This is a genomic window from Amycolatopsis sp. NPDC114505 (assembly GCF_055633615.1).
This window is the reverse complement of the sequence record NZ_JBVKDV010000002.1, coordinates 1425519-1451099: the sequence shown is the minus strand read 5'-3', so window position 1 is coordinate 1451099 and position 25581 is coordinate 1425519. Positions and strand designations below refer to the sequence as shown.

19 protein-coding genes are annotated in these 25581 nt (G+C 72.0%); 6 read left to right on the top strand and 13 right to left on the bottom strand.

Annotated features, from left to right (window positions below):
- Positions 1-5 precede the first annotated feature (5 nt).
- Both ACZ7OU_RS24750 and ACZ7OU_RS24745 read right to left on the bottom strand, forming a co-directional pair.
- A complete protein-coding gene (locus tag ACZ7OU_RS24750; RefSeq protein ID WP_470256882.1) occupies positions 6-2612 on the bottom strand; it encodes a hypothetical protein in 2607 nt (868 codons plus the stop codon).
- Positions 2613-2734: 122 nt separating this feature from the next.
- Complete coding sequence (locus ACZ7OU_RS24745; protein ID WP_470237717.1) at positions 2735-3286, bottom strand: TetR/AcrR family transcriptional regulator; 552 nt, start codon at positions 3284-3286, stop codon at positions 2735-2737.
- A gap of 63 nt (positions 3287-3349) precedes the next feature.
- Between ACZ7OU_RS24745 and ACZ7OU_RS24740 the strand changes: the two genes are divergently transcribed.
- The 3 genes from ACZ7OU_RS24740 to ACZ7OU_RS24730 all read left to right on the top strand — a co-directional run bounded on the left by ACZ7OU_RS24740 (position 3350) and on the right by ACZ7OU_RS24730 (position 9225).
- Positions 3350-4318, top strand: coding sequence for an SDR family NAD(P)-dependent oxidoreductase (locus ACZ7OU_RS24740; RefSeq protein WP_470237718.1), 969 nt, complete (start codon positions 3350-3352; stop codon positions 4316-4318).
- Between the two features lie 125 nt (positions 4319-4443).
- Positions 4444-7578 carry a family 78 glycoside hydrolase catalytic domain gene (locus ACZ7OU_RS24735; protein ID WP_470256881.1) on the top strand — a complete coding sequence of 1045 codons (3135 nt, stop codon included), beginning with the start codon at positions 4444-4446 and terminating at the stop codon, positions 7576-7578.
- 36 nt (positions 7579-7614) lie between these two features.
- A complete protein-coding gene (locus ACZ7OU_RS24730) occupies positions 7615-9225 on the top strand; it encodes an FAD-dependent monooxygenase (protein ID WP_470256880.1) in 1611 nt (536 codons plus the stop codon).
- Between the two features lie 560 nt (positions 9226-9785).
- Here ACZ7OU_RS24730 and ACZ7OU_RS24725 read toward each other — a convergent pair.
- From ACZ7OU_RS24725 to ACZ7OU_RS24685, 9 genes are read right to left on the bottom strand one after another with little or no spacing between them, the layout of a single operon-like run.
- A complete protein-coding gene (locus tag ACZ7OU_RS24725; protein WP_470256879.1) occupies positions 9786-10574 on the bottom strand; it encodes a maleylpyruvate isomerase family mycothiol-dependent enzyme in 789 nt (262 codons plus the stop codon).
- A 16-nt stretch (positions 10575-10590) separates the two neighbouring features.
- Positions 10591-11439, bottom strand: coding sequence for an SCO6745 family protein (locus ACZ7OU_RS24720; protein ID WP_470256878.1), 849 nt, complete (start codon positions 11437-11439; stop codon positions 10591-10593).
- Positions 11440-11475: 36 nt separating this feature from the next.
- A complete protein-coding gene (locus tag ACZ7OU_RS24715) occupies positions 11476-13233 on the bottom strand; it encodes an acyclic terpene utilization AtuA family protein (RefSeq protein ID WP_470256877.1) in 1758 nt (585 codons plus the stop codon).
- Positions 13230-14009, bottom strand: coding sequence for a TIGR03084 family metal-binding protein (locus ACZ7OU_RS24710; protein WP_470256876.1), 780 nt, complete (start codon positions 14007-14009; stop codon positions 13230-13232). The genes ACZ7OU_RS24715 and ACZ7OU_RS24710 overlap by 4 nt, the downstream gene beginning before the upstream one ends.
- Position 14010: 1 nt before the next feature.
- The gene (locus ACZ7OU_RS24705; RefSeq protein WP_470256875.1) at positions 14011-14757 is read right to left on the bottom strand and encodes an enoyl-CoA hydratase/isomerase family protein; all 747 of its coding nucleotides are present in this window, start codon (positions 14755-14757) and stop codon (positions 14011-14013) included.
- On the bottom strand, positions 14754-16706 hold the full coding sequence (locus ACZ7OU_RS24700; protein WP_470256874.1) for an acetyl/propionyl/methylcrotonyl-CoA carboxylase subunit alpha: 1953 nt from the start codon (positions 16704-16706) through the stop codon (positions 14754-14756). Before ACZ7OU_RS24700 ends, ACZ7OU_RS24705 begins: the two co-directional genes overlap by 4 nt.
- Positions 16707-16711: 5 nt before the next feature.
- Entirely contained in the window at positions 16712-18310 is a 1599-nt protein-coding gene (locus tag ACZ7OU_RS24695) for an acyl-CoA carboxylase subunit beta (protein WP_470256873.1), read from the bottom strand.
- Positions 18307-19863 carry an AMP-binding protein gene (locus ACZ7OU_RS24690; RefSeq protein ID WP_470256872.1) on the bottom strand — a complete coding sequence of 519 codons (1557 nt, stop codon included), beginning with the start codon at positions 19861-19863 and terminating at the stop codon, positions 18307-18309. Before ACZ7OU_RS24690 ends, ACZ7OU_RS24695 begins: the two co-directional genes overlap by 4 nt.
- An 8-nt stretch (positions 19864-19871) precedes the next feature.
- The gene (locus tag ACZ7OU_RS24685) at positions 19872-21023 is read right to left on the bottom strand and encodes an acyl-CoA dehydrogenase family protein (protein WP_470256871.1); all 1152 of its coding nucleotides are present in this window, start codon (positions 21021-21023) and stop codon (positions 19872-19874) included.
- Positions 21024-21092: 69 nt separating this feature from the next.
- On the opposite strand from ACZ7OU_RS24685, the gene ACZ7OU_RS24680 reads away from it, so the two are divergent.
- A complete protein-coding gene (locus ACZ7OU_RS24680; protein WP_470237730.1) occupies positions 21093-21692 on the top strand; it encodes a TetR/AcrR family transcriptional regulator in 600 nt (199 codons plus the stop codon).
- An 82-nt stretch (positions 21693-21774) separates the two neighbouring features.
- Positions 21775-23436: an AMP-binding protein gene (locus tag ACZ7OU_RS24675; protein WP_470237731.1), complete on the top strand. Its 1662-nt coding sequence runs from the start codon at positions 21775-21777 to the stop codon at positions 23434-23436.
- Positions 23437-23439: 3 nt separating this feature from the next.
- Here the strand turns inward: ACZ7OU_RS24675 and ACZ7OU_RS24670 are convergent, their stop codons facing one another.
- Together ACZ7OU_RS24670 and ACZ7OU_RS24665 are read right to left on the bottom strand one after the other, a co-directional pair.
- Positions 23440-24381: a hypothetical protein gene (locus ACZ7OU_RS24670; RefSeq protein ID WP_470237732.1), complete on the bottom strand. Its 942-nt coding sequence runs from the start codon at positions 24379-24381 to the stop codon at positions 23440-23442.
- A 1-nt stretch (position 24382) separates the two neighbouring features.
- Positions 24383-24991, bottom strand: coding sequence for a TetR family transcriptional regulator (locus ACZ7OU_RS24665; protein ID WP_470256870.1), 609 nt, complete (start codon positions 24989-24991; stop codon positions 24383-24385).
- Between the two features lie 99 nt (positions 24992-25090).
- On the opposite strand from ACZ7OU_RS24665, the gene ACZ7OU_RS24660 reads away from it, so the two are divergent.
- Entirely contained in the window at positions 25091-25552 is a 462-nt protein-coding gene (locus ACZ7OU_RS24660; RefSeq protein WP_470237734.1) for an SRPBCC family protein, read from the top strand.
- Positions 25553-25581 lie beyond the last annotated feature (29 nt).

Below are 25581 nucleotides of genomic sequence, written 5' to 3'. Positions count from 1 at the left end.
GACCCTCAAGAAACGCGGAAGCCGTCCACCAGGAAATAGGTCCCGCTCTTCTTGGAAACGGTCAGCGTGTGCCGCCCGGCGGCGAGCCCGGTCACCGAATAAACGGGGAACCGGGTTTGCCGCTGGGCGGTGTTCGCGCTGACGGTTCCCTTCGCAACCCCGTCGAGGGTGACGGCGATGTCACCTTCGTCGGAATTCGTCTCGGTGAGGAAGTCGATCCCGGTCCCGGTGAAGGTGATCGACGCGGAACCGCCGTCCTGCTGGGTGTAGTGCACCCCGTTTTCGAGGTCGCCGTACGTGCGCGAGCCGCTCGAGGCCCAGCTCCCGGTGTAGGAGATCCGCAGATCGTCGTCGTCGAGCACCTTGGCGGGCGGGAGCCGCGGCCCGGCCGCGTCGATGATCGCCTGCGCCGCGGGCGGCCAGCGGCCGTCGGTGACCACAGTGGACGGCGTCAGGTCGATGTCCGTGCCGCTGTTGTTGTAGCGGTCGGTGTCGGTGAAGTTGCCGTGGATGGAGTCGTCGTGGATGGTCGGCGTCCACAGGTTCAGCCACAGCGAGCCGTTGCTGAACTCCACCACGTTGTCGTGGGTGTTCCACAGCGAGCTGCCCTCGTCGTGGTAGATCATGTTGCAGCCGTTGACGCACTCCCCCAGCACGTTGCCGACGAACTCGGAGCCCGACGCCTGCCCGCCGAGGGTGTAGACCGGGCCACCGTCGAACAGCACGCCCATCACGCTGTGCACGTGGTTGCCGACGACGTGGTTGCCGCCGGTGTAGGTCGTGCCGTGCAGGCACTGGTCGGGCAGGCCCTGCTTGGCCTGCAGCGCGCAGCTCGACGCCCAGCCCCAGCCCCAGCCGATCGACACGCCCGAGTACGGCGTGTAGCCGATGTCGTTGTGGGACAACGTGGTCCCGCGGCTGTGCCCCACCCAGACGCCGACCGCGTCCTGGTACTCCTGCCCCGGCCGCTGGACGACGTTGCCGGCGACGGTGTTGCCGCTGGTCATCAGCGCGGGCTGGGTCTGGTAGTAGTCGTCGACCTCCCCCACCGCGACGCCGCTGCCGCCGAGGTCGGTGATCGAGCCGCCGGACACCGTCGAGTCCTGGGTCTGGTCGGCGAGGTCGATGCCGCTGGTCCCGGTGTGCTGCACGGTGACGCCGGTGAAGGCGATCCGCGCGCCGCGGTGCACCTGCACGGCGGCCGGGATCCGGGTCGGCGTCCGCGTTGTCGGATCCCAGAGGATGCCGGCCTGGTTGTCGATGTAGCCCGCGGTGGTCGGGGCGTTCCAGGTCGTGTAGGCGAAGGTGATGCCCTCGAAGGCGATGTCGTGCACCAGCGCGACGACGTCGGGGATGACCGTGAAGGCGTCGATCAGCAGGTAGTCGCCGCCGGCCTTGACGACGCGGACAGTGTGCTCGCCCTTGGCGAGCCCGGTGACCGAGACGACGGCCTGCTGCGCGAGCCGTTCGGTGCTCTTGGCCGAGACCGTCTGCTTCTTGACGCCGTCGACGTAGACATCGATGTCGCCTTCGTCCGAGTTCGTCTCGGTCAGGACCTGGATGCCGGTCCCGGTGAAGGAGTAGCCGAACGCGTCACCGTCGGTCTGGGTGTAGTGGACGTCGGCGCCGAGGTCGCCGAGGTGCCGGCCGTTCGAGTAGTTCCAGCTGCCGGTGTAGGTCGCGCGCCAGTCGGTGTCGTTGAGCGGCGCCAGGTGCCCGGGGGTGCCGGCCAGGTCGAGCAGTTCCGGCGCGACGGGCAGCTCGACATCGGCCTTCGCGAGGTCCTCACCGGGCCTGGGCACGTAGTAGAGGAAGCCGGCGTCGCCGTCGAGGTAGAACTGGCCGGGCGTGCCGAGCAGCTGGTAAGCGTTTTCGAGCCAGGTCACGCGGTCGAGGCTCGGCAGGCCGGCGCCGTTGAAGGGGAAGCTCGGGTTGGGGACCGAGGTGTGGTTGTTGGTCCAGCACCCGGGGTCGACGGTCAGCGCCGAGCCGCCCGACGCGCCGGGGGTGATCGAGGCCAGCGGGCAGCGCAGCTGCTTCCAGCCGTTGTTGGCGACCACCTCGACCCGGGCGGCGTTCGTCCAGCCGGTGTAGGACGCGTCGGCGGTGGTGAAACCGGTGGCGGACACGGAAAACCCGCCCGGGTCCGGTGCGGTGCGGGCCCGCGCCGCACGGACGCCGTTCACGAACAGCTCCCGGCTCGCCGTCCCCTTCGGCACCGGCGCGCGGTAGATGTTCTTGGCGGCGTCCGTCTTCCGGAAGCCGCCGATCTTCATCGCGCCGCTGAAGACCGGCGTCTGACCGGCGGCCGCGCGGTAGACGACGCGGTGCCCCGGCCGGCCGGAGTCCTGCACGCCGAGGCGCAACGGCGTCGTGAGCGAGTAGGTGCCGCCGCGCAGTTCGACCACGACGTCCCCGGCGGCCCGCGGGACGAGCCCGCGGACGCGGTCGCGGGCCGTGGCCAGGTCGCACGGGGAGGACGAGCCGCAGGCGGAGCCGTGCCCGGAAGGGGCGGCGTAGAGGACGTCCGGGGGTCTTCCGGGCGTGGCGCCGACAGCCGCGACGACGGCTGTGGCGGTGACCAGGTGCGCGACGACGGTGACGATTCGCATCAAGGTTCTCCGGCGGGTCAGCGGGCAGACATCTGATGAATATAGCCCGACCCAGCGTTCAACGGAGCATTCCGCGACCTGAAACCACTCAGAGTTCCTACCTTTGACGGGAGCGAGCGCCGTCAGGGCACCAGCAGCTCGACCGCCGCGGTGAACCGGCTCAGGTAGGCCTCGCGGGTCTCGACCTGGTGCTTCAGCCCGATCGACGCGCTGATCAACGTCTGCGCGACGCGGACCGCCGCGGACCGCCCGGACTCCTCGGCGATCGCGTCCGTCACGAGCTCCTCGAAGCGGGCCGGAGCCGTCTCGACGATCTCGCCGAGCAGGTCCGGGTTCTGCTCGATCACCCCGGTCACGTCCCGGCCGAACGGCCCGGCGTACCGGCCGGCCCACCGGTCGAACGCGCCGGCGAGCCGCTCCCGCAACGGCTTGCCGGGGTCGGCGAGGATGCGCCCGGCCGCGGCGAGGTCCTCCTCCAGCGCCCGGGTGACCGCGGCGCGGAACAGCGTTTCCTTGGAGGCGAACAGGAAGTACAGGCCCGGCCGCGAGATCCGGGCCGCGCGCGCCACTTCGTCCATCGAGGTCTTGCGGTAGCCGTGCCGGGCGAACGTCAGCAACGCCGAGTCGAGCACCGCGTCACGACGGCCGCTGCCGTCGCCCGATTCGGAAGCCATCCGACGACCCTACGAGAGTAAGACGTACTTTACAAGTTCTGTCTAGTTCGTATAGTCGATGGCATGTCCTCCCGAGCACTGATCACCACCCCGTTCACCGCCGGCAGCACCGCGGCCGAGGTCCTGGCCGGCGTCGACCTGGCCGGCGTCCGCGCGATCGTCACCGGCGCGTCGTCCGGCCTCGGCGCCGAAACGGCCCGCGTGCTGGCCGCGGCCGGAGCCGAAGTGACGCTCGCCGTCCGGAACCCGGCCGCCGTCACCCCCGGTGAAAACTCGCGGGTCGCCCGGCTCGACCTCGCCGACCAGGCGTCCGTCCGGCGGTTCACCGGCGCTTGGCGGGGACCCCTGCACCTGCTGGTCGCGAACGCGGGCATCGTCACCGGTGGCCTGGCCCGCACGCCGGAGGGGTGGGAGCTGCAGTTCGCGACCAACCACCTCGGCCACTTCGCCCTCGCCACCGGCCTGCACGACGCGCTCGCGGACGGCGCGGCGCAACGGGGCGAAGCGAGGATCGTCTCGCTCAGCTCGACCGCGCACATGCGCGCCGGCGTCGACTTCGACGACCTCCACTTCACGCGCCGGCCCTACGACCCCCAGATCGCTTACGCCCGCTCGAAAACGGCGAACTCGCTCTTCGCGGTCGAAGCGACGCGACGCTGGGCGGGCGACGGCATCTTCGCGAACGCCGTGAACCCCGGCGGAGTCGCGACCGGCCTGCAGCGCGACTTCACCGACGCCCAGAAAGAGTCGCTGGCGGCAGCCGAAGCCGCGGGAATCTTCAGCTACAAGACCGTCGCACAGGGGGCGGCGACGACGATTGTCGCCGCGGTCAGGCCCGAGTTCGCCCGCACCGGCGGCCACTACCTCGACGACGCCCAGGAGGCGTACCCCGTCCCCGACGACGCCGCCCTCGCCGACCACCCCCACGGCGTCAAGGAATGGGCGCTGGACCCCGCGCTCGCCGAACGCCTCTGGACCGTCTCGGCCGACCTGATCGACGGCGGCTCCGGCCGCCGTGTCTTGTCAGCGTGAAGAACTTCGGCCTACGATGACTCCAGTCGCTTGATTGAAACGATTCAATTTTGCTCGGCCGCCACCTTTCACCGCAGAGAGGGACCGCGATGCTTTCGCGCCTGATGAGGGTTTCCCTGGCACTGGTGACCTTTCTGGCCCTGACGGTGGCACCCGCCGCGGCGGACCCCGGCGGGGTCCAGGTCGGTGGGCTGGAGGTCGAGCACCAGGTCGACCCGCTCGGCGTCGACGTCACGCGGCCGCGGTTCGGCTGGACCCTGGACACGCGCGCCGTTCGTCAGTCGGCGTATCGGATCGTCGTGTCGACCCAGCCCGGCGGGCGGGCGGACGTCTGGGACAGCGGCGAAGTCCGGTCGGCACAGTCCTTCGACGTCGCCTACGGCGGACCGGCCCTGCGAGCGCGCACCCGGTACTTCTGGCGCGTCCAGGTCTGGGACGCCGCCCGGCACGCGTCGCGGTGGAGCGAGCCGGCGTGGTTCGAGACGGCGTTCCCGGACCCCGCCGAGTTCCGGGGCGACTGGATCGGCTCGCACACGACCGCGGCCCCGCCCTCGTTCGACGGCGCGAGCTGGATCTGGTTCCCCGAGGGTGCCCCGGCCGACTCCGCGCCGGCCGGGACGCGCTACTTCCGGCGCGCGTTCGACCTGCCCGCGGGCCCGATCACCGCGGCACAGCTCGAGCTCACGGCCGACGACAGCTTCACCGTCTACGTCAACGGACAGCAGTTCGCCGCCTCGCCCCGCGTCGCCGACTCCTGGCGGACGGCGACCGTCGTCGACATCGCGGCCGCCCTGCGTCCCGGCCGCAACGTGATCGCGGCCGAGGCGGCCAACGCCCTGCCCGGCCCGGCCGGGTTCCTGGCCAAGCTCCGGGTGGAAAGCCAAGCGCCCGTGGACGTCGTCACCGACGGCGCCTGGAAATCCGCCGACGCCACCGCGACCGGCTGGCAGCAGCCGGACTTCGACGACTCCGCCTGGCCGCAGGCGCTGGTGGCCGCCGCGTACGGCGCCGGCCCGTGGGGCAGCTCCGTCACCACGCAGCCGCCAGCGGAACCGTTGCTGCGCAAGGACTTCTCCCTGACCAAGCCGATCAGGTCCGCGCGGGCCTACATCGCCGGTCTCGGCTACTACAAGCTCTACCTCAACGGCGCCCGGATCGGCGACCACGAGCTCGACCCGGCGTTCACCGTCTACGACAAGACCGACCTCTACGCGACCTACGACGTCACCGATGCCCTGCGAGCGGGCGGCAACGCGGTCGGCGTCAGCCTGGGACGCGGGTACTACGCGATGACGAACCCCGACGAGTGGCTGGCTTCCCCGTGGCACAGCGAGCCCAAGCTGAAGCTCGAGCTCGACGTCACCTACCAGGACGGCAGCACCCAGCGGGTGACCAGCGACCGCACCTGGAAGACCGCCGACGGGCCCACGCGCTCGGAGTCGCTCTGGTTCGGCGAGACCTACGACGCGCGCCTGGAACAGCCCGGCTGGAACCGCACCGGGTTCGACGACACGAGCTGGCGGCCCGCACTGCCGGTGGCCGCCCCCGCGGGGACGCTGCGCGCCGCGTCGTTCCCGCCCGTCAAGGTGACCGATCACCTGCCGATCGCCGCCGTCACGACGCCGAGCGAGGGCGTGCACGTCTACGACGTAGGCACGACGACGGCGGGCTGGGCCCGGGTCGCCCTGCACGGGCCCGCCGGTGCCGAAGTGAAGATCACCTACGGCGAAAAGCTGCGCCCGGACGGCACTGTCGACAACATCGGCGGCTTCGGCATGCAGCTGCAGTCCTACACCTACGTCCTCAAGGGCGGCGGGCCCGAGAGCTTCCAGCCGAGCTACAGCTACGCGGGCTTCCGCTACTTCCAGGTCACCGCGCCGGCCGGCGTCACCGTCGACTCGGCCGACGCGCAGCGCGTCCACACGGCGGTCGCGAGCACCGGGGGCTTCACCAGTTCCAGCGGGCTGCTCAACCGGTACGACGACGCCGAAGCGAACACGATCCTGAACAACCTGCACTCCGTCCCGACCGACACCCCGATGTACGAGAAGCGGCCCTACACCGCGGACGCGCACCTGTCCGCCGACGCCGCGATCGCCCACTTCGACATGCAGGACTTCTACGCGAACTGGATGCGCGACCACCGGGACGACCAGAACCCGGACGGCTCGGTCGGCCAGACCGTGCCCGCGACGGTGGGCGGCAAGAAGGTCACCGACCCGGTGTGGTCGGCGAGCTTCGTCCTGATCACCTGGGACCTGTACTGGTACTACGGCGACACGCGCGCGCTCGCGGAGAACTACGACGCGATGAAGGCGTGGCTCGGCTTCTACGAACGCGACATCGCCAAGACCGGCAACATCTACACGGGCTTCAGCTACGGTGACTGGCTCGCGCCGGGCGCCGCGAACCCGCCCGAGGGCACGCGGCTTTCCGGGACCGCTTATCTCAACAAGACCGCCGGCACCATGGCGCGGATCGCGCGTGCACTCGGCCACGACGCCGATGCGAAGCACTTCGACACCCTGGCGGGCACGATCGCGAACGCGCTCAACGCGACGTTCTTCGACAAGGCGGCCGGCGCCTACTACGACGACCGCGCGGCCGGGTACCGCCAGACGTCCAACCTGCTGCCGCTGAGCCTCGACATCGTGCCCGCGGCGGATCGCCCGGCCGTCGTGGCCAATCTCGTCCAGGACATCAAGGCGCGCGGAGTCCACCTGAACACCGGTGCGCTGGGCACGAAGCTCATCCTCCCGGCGCTCACCGACGCCGGCTACGGCGATCTCGCGTACCAGGTGGCGACCAACCCGACCTATCCCGGCTGGGGCTACTGGTTCCAGGGGCTCGGGGCCACGACGATGTGGGAGGAGTGGCCGGCCACGTCGCGGTCGCACGACCACGCGTTCCTCGGCACCGTCGACGACTGGCTGTACCAGCGCGTCGCCGGGATCCAGCCGGCCGCGCCCGGCTACGCGGCGGTCAAGATCCAGCCGTATCCGGTCGGTGATCTGACGAACGCGTCCGCGCACGTCGACTCGCCGTTCGGCCGGGTGAGCTCGGCCTGGACCCGTGACCACGGCCGGTTCACCCTGCGGGCCGGCGTCCCGGCCGGGGCGACGGCCGAGATCTTCGTCCCGGCGCGGGACGCCCGGTCGGTCCAGGCTCCCCCGGGTGCCCGGTTCGAGGGCGTGCGCGACGGGTACGCCGCGTTCCGGGTCGGTTCCGGCGATTACGTGTTCCGCGCCCCGGCCTCGTAGTCTGCGGACAGACGATCAGACCTGGGGAGCTTCGCCATGACGAACAGCACTGAGACCACGGAGGTCGTCATCGCCGGGGGCGGCCCGGTCGGGCTGACCCTCGCCCACGAGCTCGGCAGCCGCGGGATCGGCTGCGTCGTGCTCGAACCGCGGCCGGAGCCGAGCCTCGCTTCCCCGCGGTGCAAGCAGATGAACCCCCGTTCGATGGAGATCTTCCGGCGCCTGGGCATCGCCGATGCCGTGCGCGCCACCGCGCGGCTGCCCTTCGGCTGGTCCGACTCGGCGGTCTTCTGCACGTCGCTCACCGGGCACGGGTTGGAACGTTTCGACGGCGTCTTCGCCCTCAGCGACGTCCAGCGCCCGGAGCTGGCCGAACCCGCGTTGTGGTGCGCGCAGAACCACGTCGAGGAGGCGTTGCGCACCACGCTCGCCGGGCGGGAGACGGTCAGCGCGCGCTGGGGCTGGACGTTGACCGGCGTTGCCCAGGACGCCGACGGCGTCACCGCCACCGCGACGGACGACGCGGGCCGGGAGCGCGTGGTGCGGGGCAAATACCTGGTCGGAGCCGACGGCGCCCGCAGCGCGGTCCGGCGGGCGTGCGGGATCCCGCTCACCGGGCGGAGCCACGAGATCCGGAACGTGCAGGTGATCTTCGACGCGCCGGGGCTGTCCGCCCGCCACCGGCTGGGCCGCGCGGTGCAGTACTGGGTGGTCAACCCGGACGTCAACGGCCTGATGGGCACGCTGGACACCGAAGACCTGTGGTGGGCCATCATCATCAACGCGCCCGAAGACGCCGACGCCGCGTGGTACGAACGAGCCGTCCACCGCATGATCGGCGCCGAGGAGCCCATCACCGTCACCGCGACCGATCCCTGGACGGCCCGGATGCTGGTGGCCGACCGCTACCGGGACGGCCGCTGCTTCCTGGCCGGCGACGCCGCCCACCAGAACCCGCCGTGGGGTGGGTTCGGTGCCAACACGGGCATCGGCGACGCCGCCGACCTCGGCTGGAAGCTCACGGCCGCGGTCCGAGGCTGGGCCGGCGACGGCCTGCTCGACTCGTACGAGACCGAACGCCGTCCGATCGCGCGGCGCGCCATCGCCGAGGCCGAGCGCAACATGCGGGTGTTGACGGGCGAACTCGCCGTCCCGGGCCTGGACGACGACGGACCGGACGGGCAAGCCCTGCGCGCGAAGACGGCGGAGCTGATCCGCCAGGCCAAGACGGCGGAGATGTACACACTCGGCTTCGTGCTCGGCACGGCGTACCCGGACTCCCCACTGGTGGTTCCGGACGACGGCCCGGCACCGGCGTCGACCGGGACGGAGTACCGGCCGTCCGGTGCGCCGGGTAACCGGCTGCCGCATCAGTGGCTGGATCGGACTCGGTCGTTGCAGGATGAGCTTGGTCCTGGGTTCACGCTGTTGGAGATCGCGGCGCAGCCTGCTCCGGAGTGGGAAGCCGCCGCGGTGGTGGCGGGGGTGCCGTTGCGGCGGTATCGGCTCAACCGGCCGGATCTGCGTGGGCTTTACGCCGCGCGGTATGTTTTGGTGCGGCCCGATGGGTATGTCGCTTGGCGCGGGGAGACCTCGCCTGGGGACCCGCGGGCGGTATTGGACCAGGCTCGGGGACAGCGGGATTGACCGCTTGGTGCTCGTGGGCGGCGGGAACGCGCCTGGCCGAGCGGGCGCCCCGAGCGGTGCCGCGCGTCGCTTGAGGGGCGGCTTCCTCCCGACGACCCGCGGGACTGGCCGCTCGGTCTCGCCGACAGCGGTAGAAACGCCCCTCGCCGCTCAGACGCGCCTGAGCAGTGCGCCCAGTGCCGCGCGCCGGTATGGCTCCCCATCGACCCGGGGACCGACCGCTCGGTCCCCAGCGGCGGAAGAAATGCCTCTGGCAGAGCTGGCACACTCGAGCGGTGCGCCCGGAGCCACGAATCGCAAGTCGGTTGAGGGGCGGCGGCACCGACTCCCCGGCGACCCGCGGGATCGACCGCTCGATGCCCGCCGACGGCAGCAGAAACCCTGGCCGAGTGAGCGCGCCCGGTGCCGCGCGCCGCGAGTCGGTTGAGGGGCGGCGGCACCCGCACCCCCGGCTACCCTCAGGACCGACCGCTCGTTCTCGCCGACTGCAGCAGAACCGCCCCCGGCCAAGCACGCGCGCCCGAGCGCCGGGCGGCGCAAGTTGTTTCAGGGGGCCGTGTCTAGCCCGCCACGTGGGCCGTGTTCTCTACCCAATGCCGGGCCAGCTCGGCGTCACCGTCCATGGTGATCGCGGTCAGGGGGCTCCGGCGGGTCAGGACCAGCAACAGCGACTTCGCCGGACCCCGCACCGTCACATTTGCCCCACCTCCGCCCGACTCGCGGCGCGCGCCGTCGGCGTGGCGCTTGATGTGCCAGTCGCCGACGCTGGGCTTGTCCGTGGCCTGCCAGTGCAGCGTCTCGCCCGTTCCGCGCAGCGCGGCCGCCGCCTCGGGGCGGCGGGCCGTCCACGTCGGTGATGTCAGCATGGCCAGGTGGTTGGTGATCAGCGCCGCGGCGATGTCCGCGTCCAGGGCGTGGTCGCGCCCGGCGGCCGCCGCCGCGTCGAAGCCGTGGATCACCGCCTCGTTGAGCAAACTGTGGAGCCAGAACTGTGCGCCCGTCCGGTCGTCGCCCGCGGCGTTGAACACCGCCGCCGTCAGTGCCGTGTCGGAACAGGCCGCGGCCGCTCGGGCTGCCGCGTCGGACAGCCACTCCGGCCAGGTCTCGGGGTCCGCCGGCAGCTCGGCCACCTCGGTGGGCAGCTCGGCCGGGTCGGTGATGCGGCGCTCGATGATCTCGGACACCCAGTTCAGGGTCTGGCCGACGTGCTCGACCAGGCTGCGCACCGTCCAGTCCGGGCAGGTCGGCACCGCGGCGTCCGGGCCCGCCGCGCCGGCGGACGCCGCCAGCTGCCGAGTGTGGTCCTGGAGTGCCTGCCGGCAGCGTTCCGCGCTCAGCTCGGGACTCATCGGTCGTCCTCCCCCACTACTGCCTCGCGACCGCCCAGGGCATCAGCTCCTCGGCGAGCGCCTTGCTGTACGGGCGCACCAGCGCCTGCAGTTCCGCGCAGGCGGGCTCGCCGATGTGAGCGTAGGGCGTCACGCTGTTCTCGTCAGTCACCTTCTCGATTTCCGCCCGGCGGGCCGCGCCCGTGGGGGTGAACGTCGGCGCCGCGTCGTCGGTGAGCCAGTCTCGCTCGCGGAGGCCGGCGACAGCCTGGTTCCACTCGTCCTCGGACCACGCCCGGGAGGTGCGCAGGGTCTCGGCGGGGACGGCGCCGGACGCCGCATGCGTGACGAGCGCCTCGATCCCCCGCAAGCCGGCCGTCAGCAGCGCGGCGATGTGGGCGTCGCCGCGGTACTCGCGAAGCAGGGTCTGTGCGTGCCACAGCACCAGATGGGGCTCGGTGGGCCACGGCAGGGCCGCGTGGGCGGCGAAGAGCGGGCGGCCGGTGACGTCGCCGGCGATCGTCTCGGCGGCCTCACGCAGGAGTGCGGCGGCCCGGGCCATCTCGGGTGACGTGATCGCGTCGCCCAGGATGGCGCGCAAGGTCCGGTCGGCCGCGGCGTAGCGCGCGGCGAGGACGGCGGCCGGGTCGGTGGTCGACCACGCGGTGGTGATCGACGCCTCGACGAGGGCCGGGTTGAAGTTGAAGAAGGTCGCGACGACGACCGGCGCCGGGACCGCGCCCAGCGCCGCCGACCTCGACGCGAAATAGCCGGCCCGGCCGGTGAGACCGAGCTCCGCGTAAGCCGCAGTCGCTTCCGGGGCGAAGTAGATCATTCCGTGGTAGGGCTCGAGAAACCGCCAGGTCCGGCGCGCCGCTTCGATCACGCGGTGAACATACCATCCGGTCGGTACGGCGAGGGTCTATCGAGGCGGGAGCACCTCCGGCACGTCGACGATGCGGCTGCGCAAGTACTCGCCGAGACCCTTCGCTTGCGGGTCGGGACGCACCGACGCGGCGACGCCCTCGCCGAGCAGCCCGACCACGACGAAGTTGAGCGCGCGCAGGTTCGGCAGCTCGAAGCGCCGTACTTCGAGGCCGGCCGCTTCGGGGAGCAGGGACCGGAGCCGGTCTTCGTCGAGGTACTGCCGGAGCCAGGTGTACTCCTCGTCGGTCCGGGTCCAGAGGCCGATGTTGGCGTTGCCGCCCTTGTCGCCGGAGCGGGCGCCCGCCACCTCGCCCAAGGGCACGCGATGGACGGGGCCCGGGAAGACGCGCGATTCGGGAGCAGCATGCGCCGACGACAGAGACAGCCCGGGCGCGGGATGCGGGATCACGCGCCGGGTGCCGTCGGGCAGGGTGACGCGGTGCCGGACCTCGGCCGCCGGCACCAAGGCCGGCCAGTACACGCCGAACCCGCTCTCCGCGGCCGGTGGGGTCGTCGTGTGGAAGCCCGGGTAGCCGCCGAGTGCCAGCTCCATCGTCGTGTTCGAGAAGCGGCGGCCGACCTTGGCCCGGTCCGGGTCCTTGACCGTGATCCGCAGGTGCGCGGTGGCTTCGGCGTTCACCGCCGCGTCCGGGTGGTCGAAACGCAGCAGCGTCACGTCGACCTCGGCGTACTGCTCCTTCCCGCCCAGCAGCTCGAACAGCTGCCGCTCGGCCCACTCGGCCTTCTCCTCGATGCGGCCGCCGGTGAGCACCAGGGTCATCGTGTTGCGGTAGCCGCCGTCGTGGTTCAACGCCACCTTCAGCCGGTCGCCCGGCGCGCTCCCCCGCGTGCCGCTGATCCGCACGCGGTCGGGGCCCGCCTGCTCGAGCCGCACGCTGTCGAAGTGGGCCACCGCGTCCGGTCCGGCGTAGGCCGGTTCGGCGATCTCGTACAGCAGCTGCGCGGTGACCGTGCCCACCGAGACCAGCCCACCGGTGTTGTCGTGCTTGGTGATGACGCTCGAACCGTCCGCCTCGACCTCGGCGATCGGGAAGCCCGGGTAGCGGCGGTCGGTGACCTCTTCGAAGAACGCGTAGTTGCCGCCGGTGGCCTGCGGGCCGCACTCGATCACGTGTCCCGCGGCCATCGCGCCCGCGATCGCGTCGAAGTCGGCCGGCGCCCAGCCGTGCCACCACGCCGCGGGGCCCACCACCAGGGACGCGTCGGTGACGCGGCCCGTGACGACGATGTCGGCCCCGGCGCCCAGTGCTTCGGCGATGCCCCGGCCGCCGAGGTAGGCGTTGGCCGTCACCGGCGTCACCCCGGCTTCGGCCAGCTTGCGCCCGGTGTCGAGGTGGGCCAGGTCGTGTCCGGCCGCCTGCAGCTCGTCGAGCCGGTCGACGAGGTCGTCGCCGTCCACGTACGCGATCTTCGGGTGCAGGCCCAGCCGTCCGGCGAGCGCGGCGATCTCGGCGGCCAGTCCCGGCGGGTTCAGCCCGCCGGCGTTGGACACGATCCGGACGCCGCGGTCCAGGCAGGTGCCCAGCACCTGCTCGAGCTGGGTGAGGAACGTCTTCGCGTAGCCGGCGCCGGGATCCTTCCGGCGCGCCTTCCAGAGGATCAGCATCGTCAGCTCGGCGAGGTAGTCGCCGGTGAGGACGTCGATCGGGCCGCCCTCGACCATCTCCCGCGCGGCCGCGAGGCGGTCGCCGTAGAAGCCGGAGCAGTTCGCGATCCGGACCGGGCGGCTCATGCGCGTCCCCGGCCGGGTGCGCCGGCGAATGCCTGGGCGAGGCCGATCCACTCCCGCGCGACGGGTCCGGACACGAGCAGATCGGTGTTCTCGGCGAGCCGGCGCTGGGTGACCGTGAGGCAGAAGTCGAGCGCGGGGCCTTCGACGCGGTCGGTCGCGGCCGCGTCGCCCCACTCCCACCGGGCACCCGAGGGCGCCCGCAGCTCCACCCGGATCGGCACCGACGGCGCCGGGCGGTCGTGCAGCCCGAAGCTGAACGCCGTCGTGGACACACCCAGGTGCGCGATGTGCCGGAGCCGGTCGGTCGGCACGCGCGTCACGCCGAGGGTGTCGGCGATGTCCTGGCCGTGCGCCCAGGTCTCCATGATCCGCGCGGTGACCGACGACGCCACGCTCATGTCGGGCCCGTACCAGGGCAGCCGGGCTCGTGGGTCGCGCCCGCGGAACGCCGTCACGAACGCCGACCGCGCACGCGTGAACCACGTCCGGGCTTCGGCCGCGGTCAGCCCCGCGTACCGCGCCGCGACGCGGTCGGGGAAGTCCATGCCGCCGGCCATCAGGGCCGCCGCCGCTTGTCGGAAGCCGTCGGGGTCGACGGCCGCCTGGGTCGCGGACTCGTCGAAGAACGCGAGGTGCGTGACCTGGTCGCGGACGTCCCAGCCGGCCGCGGGGGTGGGCCGGGCGATGCCCTCGTCGTCGAGCGGGGCGAGCATCGCTTCGACGTCGGCGGTTTCCGCCAGCAGGTCGTCGAGCAGCGCGTCCAGGGAGACCGGCATGTCAGCGTCCTTCCCACACCGGGGTGCGCTTCTCGCGGAACGCCGCCGGGCCTTCCTGCGCGTCGCGCGAGCGGTACACCGGGGCCCAGATCTCCTCGGCCCGCTCGTAGGCGTCCGGGCGGGACAGGTAGGCGGTGCGCTTGGCCGCGTGCACCGACAGCGGTGCGTTGGCGGCGATCCGTTCGGCAAGTTCCTGTGTGTGCGACCGCAGCTCATTCAGCGGGACGACGTGGTTGACGAGCCCGGCCTCGCGGGCCCGGTGCGCGTCGAGCGGGTCGCCGGTGAGCAGGATCTCCATGGCCACCCGCGGCGGGACGAGCCAGGACAGCGGCGCCGCCCACGGCGCGCCGCGGCCCACCTTCACTTCGGTCACCGCGAAGCGCGCGTGGGAAGCCGCGACGACGAGGTCGCACTGCTGGGCCAGCAGGAACCCGCCCGCGTAGGCGATGCCGTTGACGGCGGCGATCGTCGGCTTGGGCACGTCGATGTTCCGGCCGAACTGCGGCAGGAAGTCCGGCGGCGGAACTTCGAGGGCCGTCTCGGCCATCTCCTTGAGGTCGCCGCCGGCGCAGAACGCCTGGTCGCCGGCCCCGGTCAGCACGAGCACGGCGGCGGAGTCGTCGGCGACGAACCGCCGGGTCCCCTCCCACAGGCCGTCACGGACCTCTTTGGACAGTGCGTTGCGTGCTTCGGCGCGATCGATGGTCAGCCACGCGACGCCGGCGCGGACCTCGTAGGAGACGCTCACGACACCACCGCCAGCAGCTGCCCGGTGTCGACCTGGTCGCCCTGGCTCACCCGCAGGTCGGACAGGACGCCGTCGGCCGGCGCGGTGACGGTGTGCTCCATCTTCATCGCCTCCAGGACGACCAGCGGCTGCCCCGCGGTCACGGCATCGCCCGCACCCGCCAGCACGCGCACGACGGCGCCGGGCATGGCGGCGAGCAACGACCCCGCGGCCGTGGCGGCGTCCGGGTCGGCGAAGCGCGGCACCTCGGTCAGGGCCGCCGACCCGTCCGCACCATCCACATAGGACACTCCGGCTTCGGTGTGCACGGCGTAGGTGCGGTGGACGCCGTCGATCTCCAGCTCCACCAGCGAAGGTGACGCGGACAGCAGCCGCACCGCACCACCGAGCGGCTCGCCGTTCACGGTGACGTCCAAACCCCGCCGCCGCAGCGAGTACGCGACCTCCAGGGTTTCCGGACCGGCCGTGTACGAGATCCGCTGGGGTGCGCGGCCGACGTTGCGCCACCCGGACGGCATCTCGGGCACCACCCGCGCGGCGAGCCGGTTGCGGGCCTGCGCGGCCAACGCGGCCGCGGCCGCCTGCCGGGCGCCGCTGTCGGACGCGCCGAGCGCGGCCGGATCGTGGCGGGTCAGGTAGCCGGTGTCCGTGCGGCCGGCCAGGAACTCGGCCTCCCCCAGGATGCCGGCGAGCAGGTCGCGGTTCGTCGTCACGCCGTGGAGCTCGGCGGTGCGCAGCGCGCGGGCCAGCGTGCGGGCGGCCTCGCGGCGGGTGCGGCCGTGGGCGATCACCTTGGCCAGCATCGGGTCGTAGTGGGGGCCGACGACGGAACCGTCGGCGACTCCGGAGTCGACGCGCACGCCACGCAGCGGCGGGACGCGGAAGCGGTGCAGTGTCCCGGTGGCGGGCAGGAACCCGGCCGGGACGTCCTCGGCGTAGAGCCGGACCTCGATCGCGTGCCCGTCGATCCGGGCCCCGGTCACCGAAGGCGGCAGCGGCTCCCCTTCCGCGACCCGCAGCTGCAGCTCGACCAGGTCCAGGCCGGTGACCAGCTCGGTCACCGGGTGCTCGACCTGCAGCCGCGTGTTGACCTCCAGGAAGAAGAACCGGCCGTCGTGGTCCAGCAAGAACTCGACCGTGCCGGCGCCGGTGTAGCCGATGGCCTTCCCGGCGGCGACGGCCGCGGCGCCGAGCTCGGCGCGCAGGGCGTCGTCGACCGCCGGGGACGGGCACTCCTCGACGATCTTCTGGTAGCGCCGCTGGATCGAGCACTCGCGCTCGAACAGGTGCACCACCTCGCCGCGGGCGTCCCCGAGGATCTGGACCTCGACGTGCCGCGGGTCGACGACGAACCGTTCGAGGAACACCGTCCCGTCGCCGAACGCGGACGCGGCTTCGCGGCGGGCGCCGGCCACGGCGTCGGCGAGCCCGGCCGCGTCGTGGACCACGCGCATGCCCCGGCCGCCACCGCCGAATGCGGCCTTGACCAGCACCGGGAACCCGATTTCGGCGGCCACGGCGGCGAGGTCGGTGTCGTCGGTGACGGTCGCTCCCGGCAGGACCGGGACGCCGGCCGCGTCCATCAGGGCCTTGGCTTCGATCTTCGACCCCATCGAGGCGATGGCTTCGGGCGACGGGCCGACGAACGTGAGCCCGGCGCCGGCGCAGTCGCGGGCGAAGCCGGCGTTCTCCGACAGGAAGCCGTAACCGGGGTGGATCGCGTCGGCGCCGGTGGCCCGGGCCGCGGCGATGACGAGGTCGCCGCGCAGGTAGGTGTCGGCGGGCGCGGTGCCGGGCAGCCGGACGGCCTCGTCGGCCAGCCGGGCGAAGGGCGCGCCCGCGTCCGGGTCGGAGTAGACCGCGACGGTCGAGATGCCGAGGTCGTGCGCGGTGCGCATGATCCGGACGGCGATCTCCCCGCGGTTCGCGACCAGCAGTTTCGTGATCATCGGCCTCACATCCGGAAGACGCCGAAGCCGCGCCGGCCCTCGACGCGGTTGGAGTGGACGGCGGACAGCGACATCCCGAGCACGTCGCGGGTGTCGCGGGGGTCGACGATGCCGTCGTCGTAAAGCCTCGCGGTGACGGCGAAGGCGTGCGACTCGGCTTCGATCTGGCTCTCGATCGCGGCCGTGCGCTCGCGGTCGGCGCCTTCGTCGAACTCCCGGCCCTGCGAGGCCGCGGAGGCGCGCCCGACGATCGACATGACGCCGGCGAGCTGGGGTGCGCCCATCACCGCGAGCTTCGCGCCCGGCCAGGCGAACATCAGCCGCGGGTCGTAGGCCCGGCCGGACATGCCGTAGTTGCCGGCGCCGAACGACGAAGCCATGTTGACCGTCAGGTGCGGCACCGTGCTGTTGGTGACGGCGTTGATCATCTTGGCGCCGTCCTTGATGATGCCGCCCTGCTCGTACCGCGTGCCGACCATGTAGCCCGTGGTGTTCTGCAGGAACACCAGCGGGACGTCGGTCTGGTTGGCCAGCAGGATGAACTCGCTGGCCTTCTTGGCTTCCTCGCTGAAGAGCACGCCGCGGTGGTTGGCGAGCACGCCGACCGGATAGCCGTGGACGCTCGCCCAGCCGGTCACCAGCGAGGTGCCGTAGAGCGGCTTGTACTCGTCGAAGTCGGAGCCGTCGACGGTGCGGGCGAGGATCTCGCTCGGGTCGAAGGGCACCTTGGTGTCCGGCGGCACGATGCCGAGGATCTCCTCGGGGTCGTAGCGCGGCGGCTCGGGGCGCCGGCTCGGGGCCGGGCCGAGCTTGCGCCAGTTGATCCGGGAGACGACCCGCCGGCCCAGCCGGATGGCGTCGCGCTCGTCCACCGCGAAGTAGTCGGACAGGCCGGAGACGCGGGAGTGCATGTCCGCGCCGCCGAGCGACTCGTCGTCGGCCTCCTCCCCCGTGGCCATCTTGACCAGCGGCGGGCCGCCGAGGAACACCTTGGCCTGGCGGTCGACGAGCACCGCGTAGTCGCACATGCCGGGCACGTACGCGCCGCCCGCGGTGGAGTTGCCGAACACGATGGCCAGGGTCGGGATGCCGAGTGCGGACAGCCCGGTCAGCTCGTGGAAGATCCGGCCGGCGGGCACGAACAGGTCGGCCTGGGTGGGCAGGTCGGCGCCGCCGGACTCGACGAGGTTGATCACCGGCAGCCGGTTGACGCGCGCGATCTCCAGTGCCCGCAACGTCTTGCGCAGCGAGTACGGGTTCATCGCCCCGCCGCGGACGGTCGGGTCGTGCCCGATGACCACACACTCCACATCGGACACCACGCCGATGCCGGTGAGCACCGACGCGCCGACCGTGAAGTCGGTTCCCCACGCGGCGAGCGCGGACAGCTCCAGGAACGGGCTGTCCGGGTCGAGCAGCAGTTCGAGGCGTTCGCGGACCGGGAGCTTGCCCCGGTCGCGGTGGCGCTGCACGTACCGTTCACCACCGCCGGCGACGGCCAGCTCCAGCTGCTCTTCCAGCTTCGCCAGCGCCTCCAGCTGGGCCTTGCGGTTGGTCGCGTAGCTCTCGGCCGAGACGTCGAGCAGGGATTTGAGCAGGGTCATGCGGTTCCCCCGTAGTGTCCGGCGTGCGTCTCCCGGACCACGTTCTTCTGGATCTTCCCGGTCGAGGTGCGCGGCAGCTCGTCGGTGACGATCACGGCTTTCGGGACCTTGTAACCGTCCAGGCGGTCCTTCAGCCGCCGCCGCAGGTCGTCGGCGTCGATCGACGTCCCCGGTTTCGGCACGACGACCGCGGTGATCGCCTCGGTCCACCGTTCGTGCGGCAGCCCGACCACCACGACCTCGGCGACGTCCGGCTCGGTGTCGTAGACGGCCCGCTCCACCTCGATCGAGGCGACGTTCTCGCCGCCGGTCTTGATGACGTCCTTGAAGCGGTCGGCGAACCACAGCACGCCGTCCGGGCCGAACCGCCCGACGTCGCCGGAGTGGAACCAGCCGTGCCGGAACGCTTCCGCCGTCGCCTCGGGGTTGTGCAGGTACTCCTGCATCGCCGACGGCGCCCGGTAGACGATCTCGCCCTGTTCGCCGCGGGGCAAAAGGGTCCCGTCCGGGTCCATGATCCCGACCTGGACACCGGTGAGCGGCGTGCCGACCGCGCCGACGTGCGAGAGCTGGTGCTCGGGCCGGAACAGCGTCGTGATCGGGCTCATCTCGGTCTGCCCGAACAGGAGCGCGAAGTCGCAGCGGAAGCCGTCGAGGCACGCCTTGATCTGTGCTTCCGGCATCGGGGCCATCGCGTAGACCGCGCGGCGCAGCGAAGACAGGTCCCGGGAGCCGAACGACGGGTGGTCCAAAGCCGCGCGGTACATCATCGGCAGGCCGAAGACCTGGGTGATCCGCTCGCGTTCGATCGTGGCGAGGAACCGGTCCGGGTCGAAGCCGCGGTGGACGAAGATCGCGGCGCCGACGACGATCGCGGGGGTGCAGAAGGCGTTGAGCTGCGCGGTGTGGAACATCGGCATCATCGCGATGAACCGGTCGGCGGCGGACCAGCCGGAGTCCAGCGCGGCCGACATCGACTCCAGGTGGATCGCCAGGTGCGTGCCGACCACGCCCTTCGGCGACGCCGTGGTGCCCGAGGTGTACAGATAGGACAGTGGAGCGCGGTCCTCGACGACCACCTCGGGCGACGTCGTGTCGTCCGAGAGCACGTCGTCGAGATCCAGGCCGGTGGCTTCTCCGCCGGTGCCGGGCGCGAGGAACACGTCGGCTCCCTCGGGCACCGCGGGGGCGATGCCCGCGAAGAGCTGACGTTCCACGACGATGCCGCGTGCCCGCGAATGCCCGAGCACGTAAGCGACTTCGCCCGCTCGCCAGCCGAGGTTGATCGGCACGCAGACGAGCCCGAGCTTCGCGCAGGCGTAGTAGACGGCGAGGAACTCCGCGCTGTTGGCCGAGGCCAGCGCGAGGACGTCACCGGTCGTGTAGCCGCGGGCGGTCAGGCCGTTCGCGAGCCGGTTGACCCACGCGTCGAACTCGCCGTAGGTCCAGCGGCGCTCGCCGTCGACCACGGCGAGGGCGTCCGGACGGGCGAACGCGACGCGGGTGAGCGCGTCGCCGACGTTGACCCGGTGGACGAGGTTGTGGTCCGTCATCAGTCCTCCTAATAGGACCGGGGCAGCCCGAGGCTGTGCTGCGCGACGAAGTTGAGGATCATTTCGCGGTTCACCGGGGCGATCCGCAGCAGCCGGGCCAGCCCCCAGTACGGCAGCAGCCCGAAGTCCGCCGAGACGCCGTTGCCGCCGTGGGTCTGGATCGCGGCGTCGACGGCGGCCAGCGCGGCCTCCGCGGCGGCGTACTTGGCCATGTTCGCCGCCTCGCCCGCGGGCAGCCCGCGGTCGTGCAGCGCGGCCGCCCGGTGGGTCATCAGCGCGGCCAGCTCGGTTTCGATCTTGGCCTTGGCGAGCGTGTGCGCGACGCCCTGGTGGGCGCCGATCGGCCGGTCCCAGACGGTGCGGTCCCGCGCGTAGCGGCTCGCGACGTCCAAGGCGTAGCGCGCGATGCCGACGCAGAGGGCGGCGCCGGTGATGCGCTCGGGGTTGAGGCCGTGGAACACCTGCCGGAACCCCGCGCCCTCCTCGCCGACGAGCGCCGTCGCGGGCAGCCGGACGCCGTCGAAGCGCAGGGTGAACTGCTTCTCCGGCAGCATGACGTCGACCGGCAGCGGCGTCGTGACGAGGCCGGGCGCGTCGACCGGGACCAGGAACAGCGACAACCGCGCGGTCCCGTCGGGATCGCGGCCGGTGCGGGCGACCAGCAGCAGCGCGTCGGCGGTGTCGACGCCGGAGATGTAGTACTTCTCGCCGTCGACCACCCACTCGTCGCCGTCGCGGCGGGCGGTGGTGGCCAGCTTGTGGGTGTTGGACCCGGCGTCCGGCTCGGTGATGGCGAAGACGACCTTCCGCCGGCCGCTCGCCAGGCCGGGCAGCCACTCCTTGCGCTGCTCCGGCGTGCCGAACTCGGTGATCACCTCGGCGGAGATGGCTTCGGTGACGAGCAGGAGCAGCATCGGGGCGCCCTTCGCGGCGCTCTCCTCGATCACGATGGTCAGCTCGGCCAGGCCGCGGCCGCCCCCGCCGTACTCCTCGGGGATGTTGACGCCGATGAACCCCGCGTCGCCGAGCGCGTGCCACAGCTCGGTGCACTCGCGGCCCGCACGGGCGTGCTCGACGTAGTAGCGGCCGCCGAACGGAGCGGCGATGGCGCCCACCGCGGCCCGGAGATCCCGGGCCTCATCGCTGTCGAGCACGTCCACGCCGACGCTCCTTAGTGATTTCTCATTCACTTATAGCGCACCGTAGCGCCCGGCTGCGATGATGACAAGATGACGAGCACTTCCCCGGCCACCCGACGGCGGCGCGACCCCGACCGGCGGGAGCGGATCCTGACCGCGGCCGCCGAGCTCACCGCCCGGCGCGGCTTCCACGCGATCGGCATGGCCGACATCGGCGCGGAGGCGGGCATCGTCGGTTCCGGCGTCTACCGGCACTTCGAGAACAAGGACGCGATCCTCGTCGCGCTGCTCGACCGCGTGATGGCCCGCCTGCAGGACGGCGCCGCGGCCATCCTCGCCGACGCGCCCGCCGACCGGATCGCGCTGACCGGCCTGATCAGGGACCACGTCCGGGTCGCCATCGAGGACCGGACCGTGCTCGCGGTCTACCACCGCGAGATCCACAACCTGCCCGAGGAGGACCGGCGGCGGCTGCGCCGGCTGCAGCGGCACTACCTCGAGGACTGGGTCCACGTGCTCGCCCCGCTGCGCCCCGAGCTCGCCGACGGCGAGCTGCGCCTGGCCGTGCACGCGGCGATCGGCGCGGTGCAGTCGACGCTGTTCTTCCGCAGCGGCCTCGCCCCGGAGCGGCTCGCGGAACTGCTGGACGAGATGGCGCACGCGTGCCTCGGCGTCACGCCCTCTCAGTGAATGGCGAATAACTTTCTTCTTGCTTCGGTGACCGCGGTCACGGCATGCTGGTCGGCGGCAGCGACGGCGAAGGAGCCTCAGCATGACCACGACCAGTGAGAGCGCCACGCAGGCGGCCATCGACGTCGAGACGCTGCGCGGCCGTCGCGCGGTGCACCGCTGGGAACGCACGTCGATCGGCGACGTCTTCGAACGGCTCACCTGGAGCCGCCCGGACCAGGTCGCGATCGAGGGCGTCTGCGGCGAAGAGCGCTTCGCCTCCGTGACCTACCGGCAGGCCGACCAGGCCGCCAACCGGCTCGCGCACGCGCTCGCCGCCGCGGGTCTCGTGCCCGGCGACCGCGTGCTGCTGTTCTGCGAGAACACCGTCGAGGCGTTCCTGGCCAAGATCGGGATCGCCAAGGCGGGCATGGTCGCCGTCCCGCTGAACCCCGGTCTCGCCCCGGACGTCCTCGCGCACCTCGTGCGGCGGACCGAACCCCGGCTGGCGGTCGTCGACGCGGAACTCTGGCCGCGCCTGGAGGGCGTCCCGGGCGTGCGGGTCGGCGCCACCATCACGGTCGGCGGCGGCCCGGTCGCCGGCAGCCCGGCGTTCGGCGCCTTCCTCGACGGGCACCCGGACACCGAGCCCGACGTCGAGATCCACGGCGACGACATCTTCCAGCTGCTGTTCACCTCCGGCACCACCGCGCTGCCGAAGGGCGTGATGCTCTCGCACAGCTACGCGCACCTCGCCGGGCTGAACTTCGCCCTGTCGCTCACGCGTGGCCTGCGGCACGAGACCGACCTGCGCGTCTGCACGTTCCTGCCGATGATCTACCACGTCGGCGACGCGCTGTTCACGTACTCGACGTTCTTCGCCGGCGGCACGCTGATCCTCGGCCGCCGTCCGGTGCCCGGTCCGGTCGCGGAGTCGCTGGCACGGTCGCGAGCCACCGCCGTCTGGGCGGGCTCACCCCAGTTCGTCGCCGCGCTGGCCGACGCGATCGACGCCGACTCCACTTTGGACCTGACCTCGCTGACGGCGCTCGTCTACGGCTGGGGTGCCCTCTCCCCCACGCTCCTGCACCGCCTCGAAGCCCGGACGGCGCCGGGGTTCGTCGCGATCGGGATCTTCGGGCAGACGGAAGCCATCGCCTGCCACCGGTTCTGGCCGAGCGCGTGGCCCGAGGTGCACGCCCGCACGGCACCCGCGATGAACTACGTCGGCGTGCCGAGCGGGCTGCTGGCCTCCGACGTCGTCGACGAACGGGGCGAGCCGGTCCGCGGCACCCCCGGCGAGGCCGTCTACCGGTCGCCGGTGATGACCGCGGGCTACTACCGCGACCCCGCCGCGACCCGGGAAGCGTTCCGCGGCGGCTGGTTCCACTCCGGCGACTCGGCGGTGGTGGACGAGCACGGCCTGCGCGTGATGGTGGACCGCTACAAGGACATCGTGAAGACCGGCGGTGAGAACGTCTCGAGCATGCGCGTGGAAGCGGTGCTGCACGAGCACCCCGCCGTCCTGCGCGCGGCGGTGATCGGCCTGCCGCACGAACGCTGGGGCGAAGCGGTCACGGCCGTCGTCGTCCCGCGCCCGGGCAGCGACCCGGTGGCGGACGACCTGATCGCGTACTGCCGTGAACGCCTGGCGGGCTACGAAACCCCGAAGGCGATCGTGCTCGCCGACGCCCTGCCCGAAACCGTCGGCGGGAAGGTGCTCAAGTACCAGCTCCGGGCCACGCACCAGGACCTGTACCGCTGACGGTCAGCCGCGCCGGTACCGGGCCGCCATGGCGTGGAACGCCTTCTTCGGTTCCCAGCCGGTCCGGTCGAGCATCCGGACCACCCCGTACGAACCGAGGTCCTGGTCCGCGAGCCGGTTGAAGGCGGCGAAAGTGAACCAGAGTGCCGTGTCGACGCCTTCTTCCTCGAAGACGTCGAGCAGTTCGGTGAGGTAGCGCACCTGCTCGTCCTCGTCCGGGATCGCGCCGGCCGGCACCTGCCAGGCCATGCCGCCGCGCTCGCCGGCGCCACGGTAGGCGCAGGTTCCGTACTCGACCACCGCGACCGGCTTGCCGTGGGCGAAGTGCCGGCGCAGCTCGTCCCGGAAGGTACCGGCGTTGTAGGCGGCGCGGTAAGCGTCGACGCCGACGATGTCGAAGGGGGCCCAGTCGACGGACTCCCACGGGGCGGCGGCGTAGGTGACCTGCCCGGCGAAGTGCGCGCGGACGGTCGCGGCGACTTCGGCGAGGAAGTCGTCGAGCCGCCGCAGCACCGGGCCGAGGGAGGTCCACCAGGCCAGGTCGGCGGTGGCCATGGCTTGCAGGCGCGCACTGTAGGTGTCACCGGGGATGAACCCCGGACAGAAGGCGCTGATCTCGCAGCCCGCGACGAACACCACCTCGGCGCCCGTCCGCCGGACGGCTTCGGCTCGCCGGGCGCAGCCGGCGAAGAACGGGAGCAGCCGGTCGGCGGGGAGGTCGACGGGGAACGGGGCGAACCAGACCTCGAGGCCGGCATCGGCGGCGAGCCCGGCGGCGACCTCGAGCCGTTCGGGCTCGCGGCCGGAGACGCGCACGGCGTCGCAGTGCAGCTCACCGGCGATCACCGCCATGTCGTGGCGGACCGCCTCGGGAGTGAAGACCTTCCGGGACAGGCCGTCGCCGGGGAGGAATCCGGTGTCGTAGTTGATGCCGCGTGCGCGCACGTTACTGCCCTTTCCGGTGGTCGATGCCGTGTTCCAGCAGGTCGAACGCGAGCTCGGTGTCCTCGGCCAGGGATCGGGCCGCCTGCTCGGGTGACGCGTCGCCGGCCAAGCGGTGGAAGAACGACTCCTGCAGCGTGAGCACGGTCGCGGCGAGCTGGGCCGCGATCAGGGTGGCGGCCGGCTGCCCGTAGTCCTCGGCCAGCACCCGAGCCAGATCCTGGCGCTGCCGGTAGAGCAAGGTGTTGGCGGCGGCGGAGAGCGCGGGACTGTCGAAGATCACGCGCATCCGCGTGACGATCTCGTCGCGGTCCACCGCGCCCAGCTCACCAGTGGCGAACGCACTGTAGTGCGCCCGCAAGGCATCGAGGGGTGACTGCCCCGGCGGCCGCCGTCCGACGACGCCGGCCAGGTCGTCCTCGCCCACGCCCTGGAGCACGAGTGACTCCTTGCCGGGGAAGTAGGCGAAGAGGGTCGCCTTCGCCACCTCGGCGGCTTCGGCGATCTCGTTGACGGTCACCGCGTCGAAACCGCGTTCGGCGAACAACCGCACCGCCACCGCGGCGATCCGGCGCTTCGTCTGCTCTTTCTTGCGCTCCCGCAGTCCTGCCACCCGGCAATAATATCAGACTCGGTCCAGAATCATACTCGGTTCAGTTTATCGACGGCAGACGGGCGGCTGACGGCGGCGGACTGTGGCAGGCTCGCGACCATGACGACGCAACGGTTCGAGGTGACCCGCACCATCGCGGCCGCCCCGGAGAAGGTGTTCGCGCTGCTGTGCGACCCGCGCGGGCACGTGGCCATCGACAGTTCCGGAATGCTGCAGTCCGCCGACGGCGAACCGGTCCGGCGCGCGGGCGACGAGTTCACCGTGCACATGGACCGCGAGGCCCTCAACGACCTGCCGATGGGCAAGTACGACGTCACGGTCGTCATCACGAAGCACGAGCAGGACAGCCTGCTCGAATGGACGATCTCGGGCACGATCCAGCCACCGATCCGCCACCTGTACGGCTACCGGCTCGAGCCCGACGGCACCGGAACCCGCGTGACGTCGTACTACGACTGGAGCGAGATCGAGCCGCGTTACCGGGACAAGATCGACTTCCCGATCATCCCGGAGGCCGCCTTGCGAGCCACCCTCGGCATCCTCGCCCGCACCGTCGAGTAACCGACCCGCGCGGTTATTCCCGCCACCCC

Excerpts from the sequence above, each read along its gene's own strand:
- ACZ7OU_RS24675 (WP_470237731.1), top strand. The coding sequence starts at position 21,775 with ATGACCACGACCAGTGAGAGCGCCACGCAGGCGGCCATCGACGTCGAG.
- ACZ7OU_RS24750 (WP_470256882.1), bottom strand. The coding sequence starts at position 2,612 with ATGCGAATCGTCACCGTCGTCGCGCACCTGGTCACCGCCACAGCCGTC.
- ACZ7OU_RS24715 (WP_470256877.1), bottom strand. The coding sequence starts at position 13,233 with ATGAGCCGCCCGGTCCGGATCGCGAACTGCTCCGGCTTCTACGGCGAC.
- ACZ7OU_RS24710 (WP_470256876.1), bottom strand. The coding sequence starts at position 14,009 with ATGCCGGTCTCCCTGGACGCGCTGCTCGACGACCTGCTGGCGGAAACC.
- ACZ7OU_RS24725 (WP_470256879.1), bottom strand. The coding sequence starts at position 10,574 with ATGAGTCCCGAGCTGAGCGCGGAACGCTGCCGGCAGGCACTCCAGGAC.
- ACZ7OU_RS24740 (WP_470237718.1), top strand. The coding sequence starts at position 3,350 with ATGTCCTCCCGAGCACTGATCACCACCCCGTTCACCGCCGGCAGCACC.
- ACZ7OU_RS24680 (WP_470237730.1), top strand. The coding sequence starts at position 21,093 with ATGACGAGCACTTCCCCGGCCACCCGACGGCGGCGCGACCCCGACCGG.
- ACZ7OU_RS24700 (WP_470256874.1), bottom strand. The coding sequence starts at position 16,706 with ATGATCACGAAACTGCTGGTCGCGAACCGCGGGGAGATCGCCGTCCGG.
- ACZ7OU_RS24730 (WP_470256880.1), top strand. The coding sequence starts at position 7,615 with ATGACGAACAGCACTGAGACCACGGAGGTCGTCATCGCCGGGGGCGGC.
- ACZ7OU_RS24695 (WP_470256873.1), bottom strand. The coding sequence starts at position 18,310 with ATGACCCTGCTCAAATCCCTGCTCGACGTCTCGGCCGAGAGCTACGCG.
- ACZ7OU_RS24660 (WP_470237734.1), top strand. The coding sequence starts at position 25,091 with ATGACGACGCAACGGTTCGAGGTGACCCGCACCATCGCGGCCGCCCCG.
- ACZ7OU_RS24745 (WP_470237717.1), bottom strand. The coding sequence starts at position 3,286 with ATGGCTTCCGAATCGGGCGACGGCAGCGGCCGTCGTGACGCGGTGCTC.
- ACZ7OU_RS24690 (WP_470256872.1), bottom strand. The coding sequence starts at position 19,863 with ATGACGGACCACAACCTCGTCCACCGGGTCAACGTCGGCGACGCGCTC.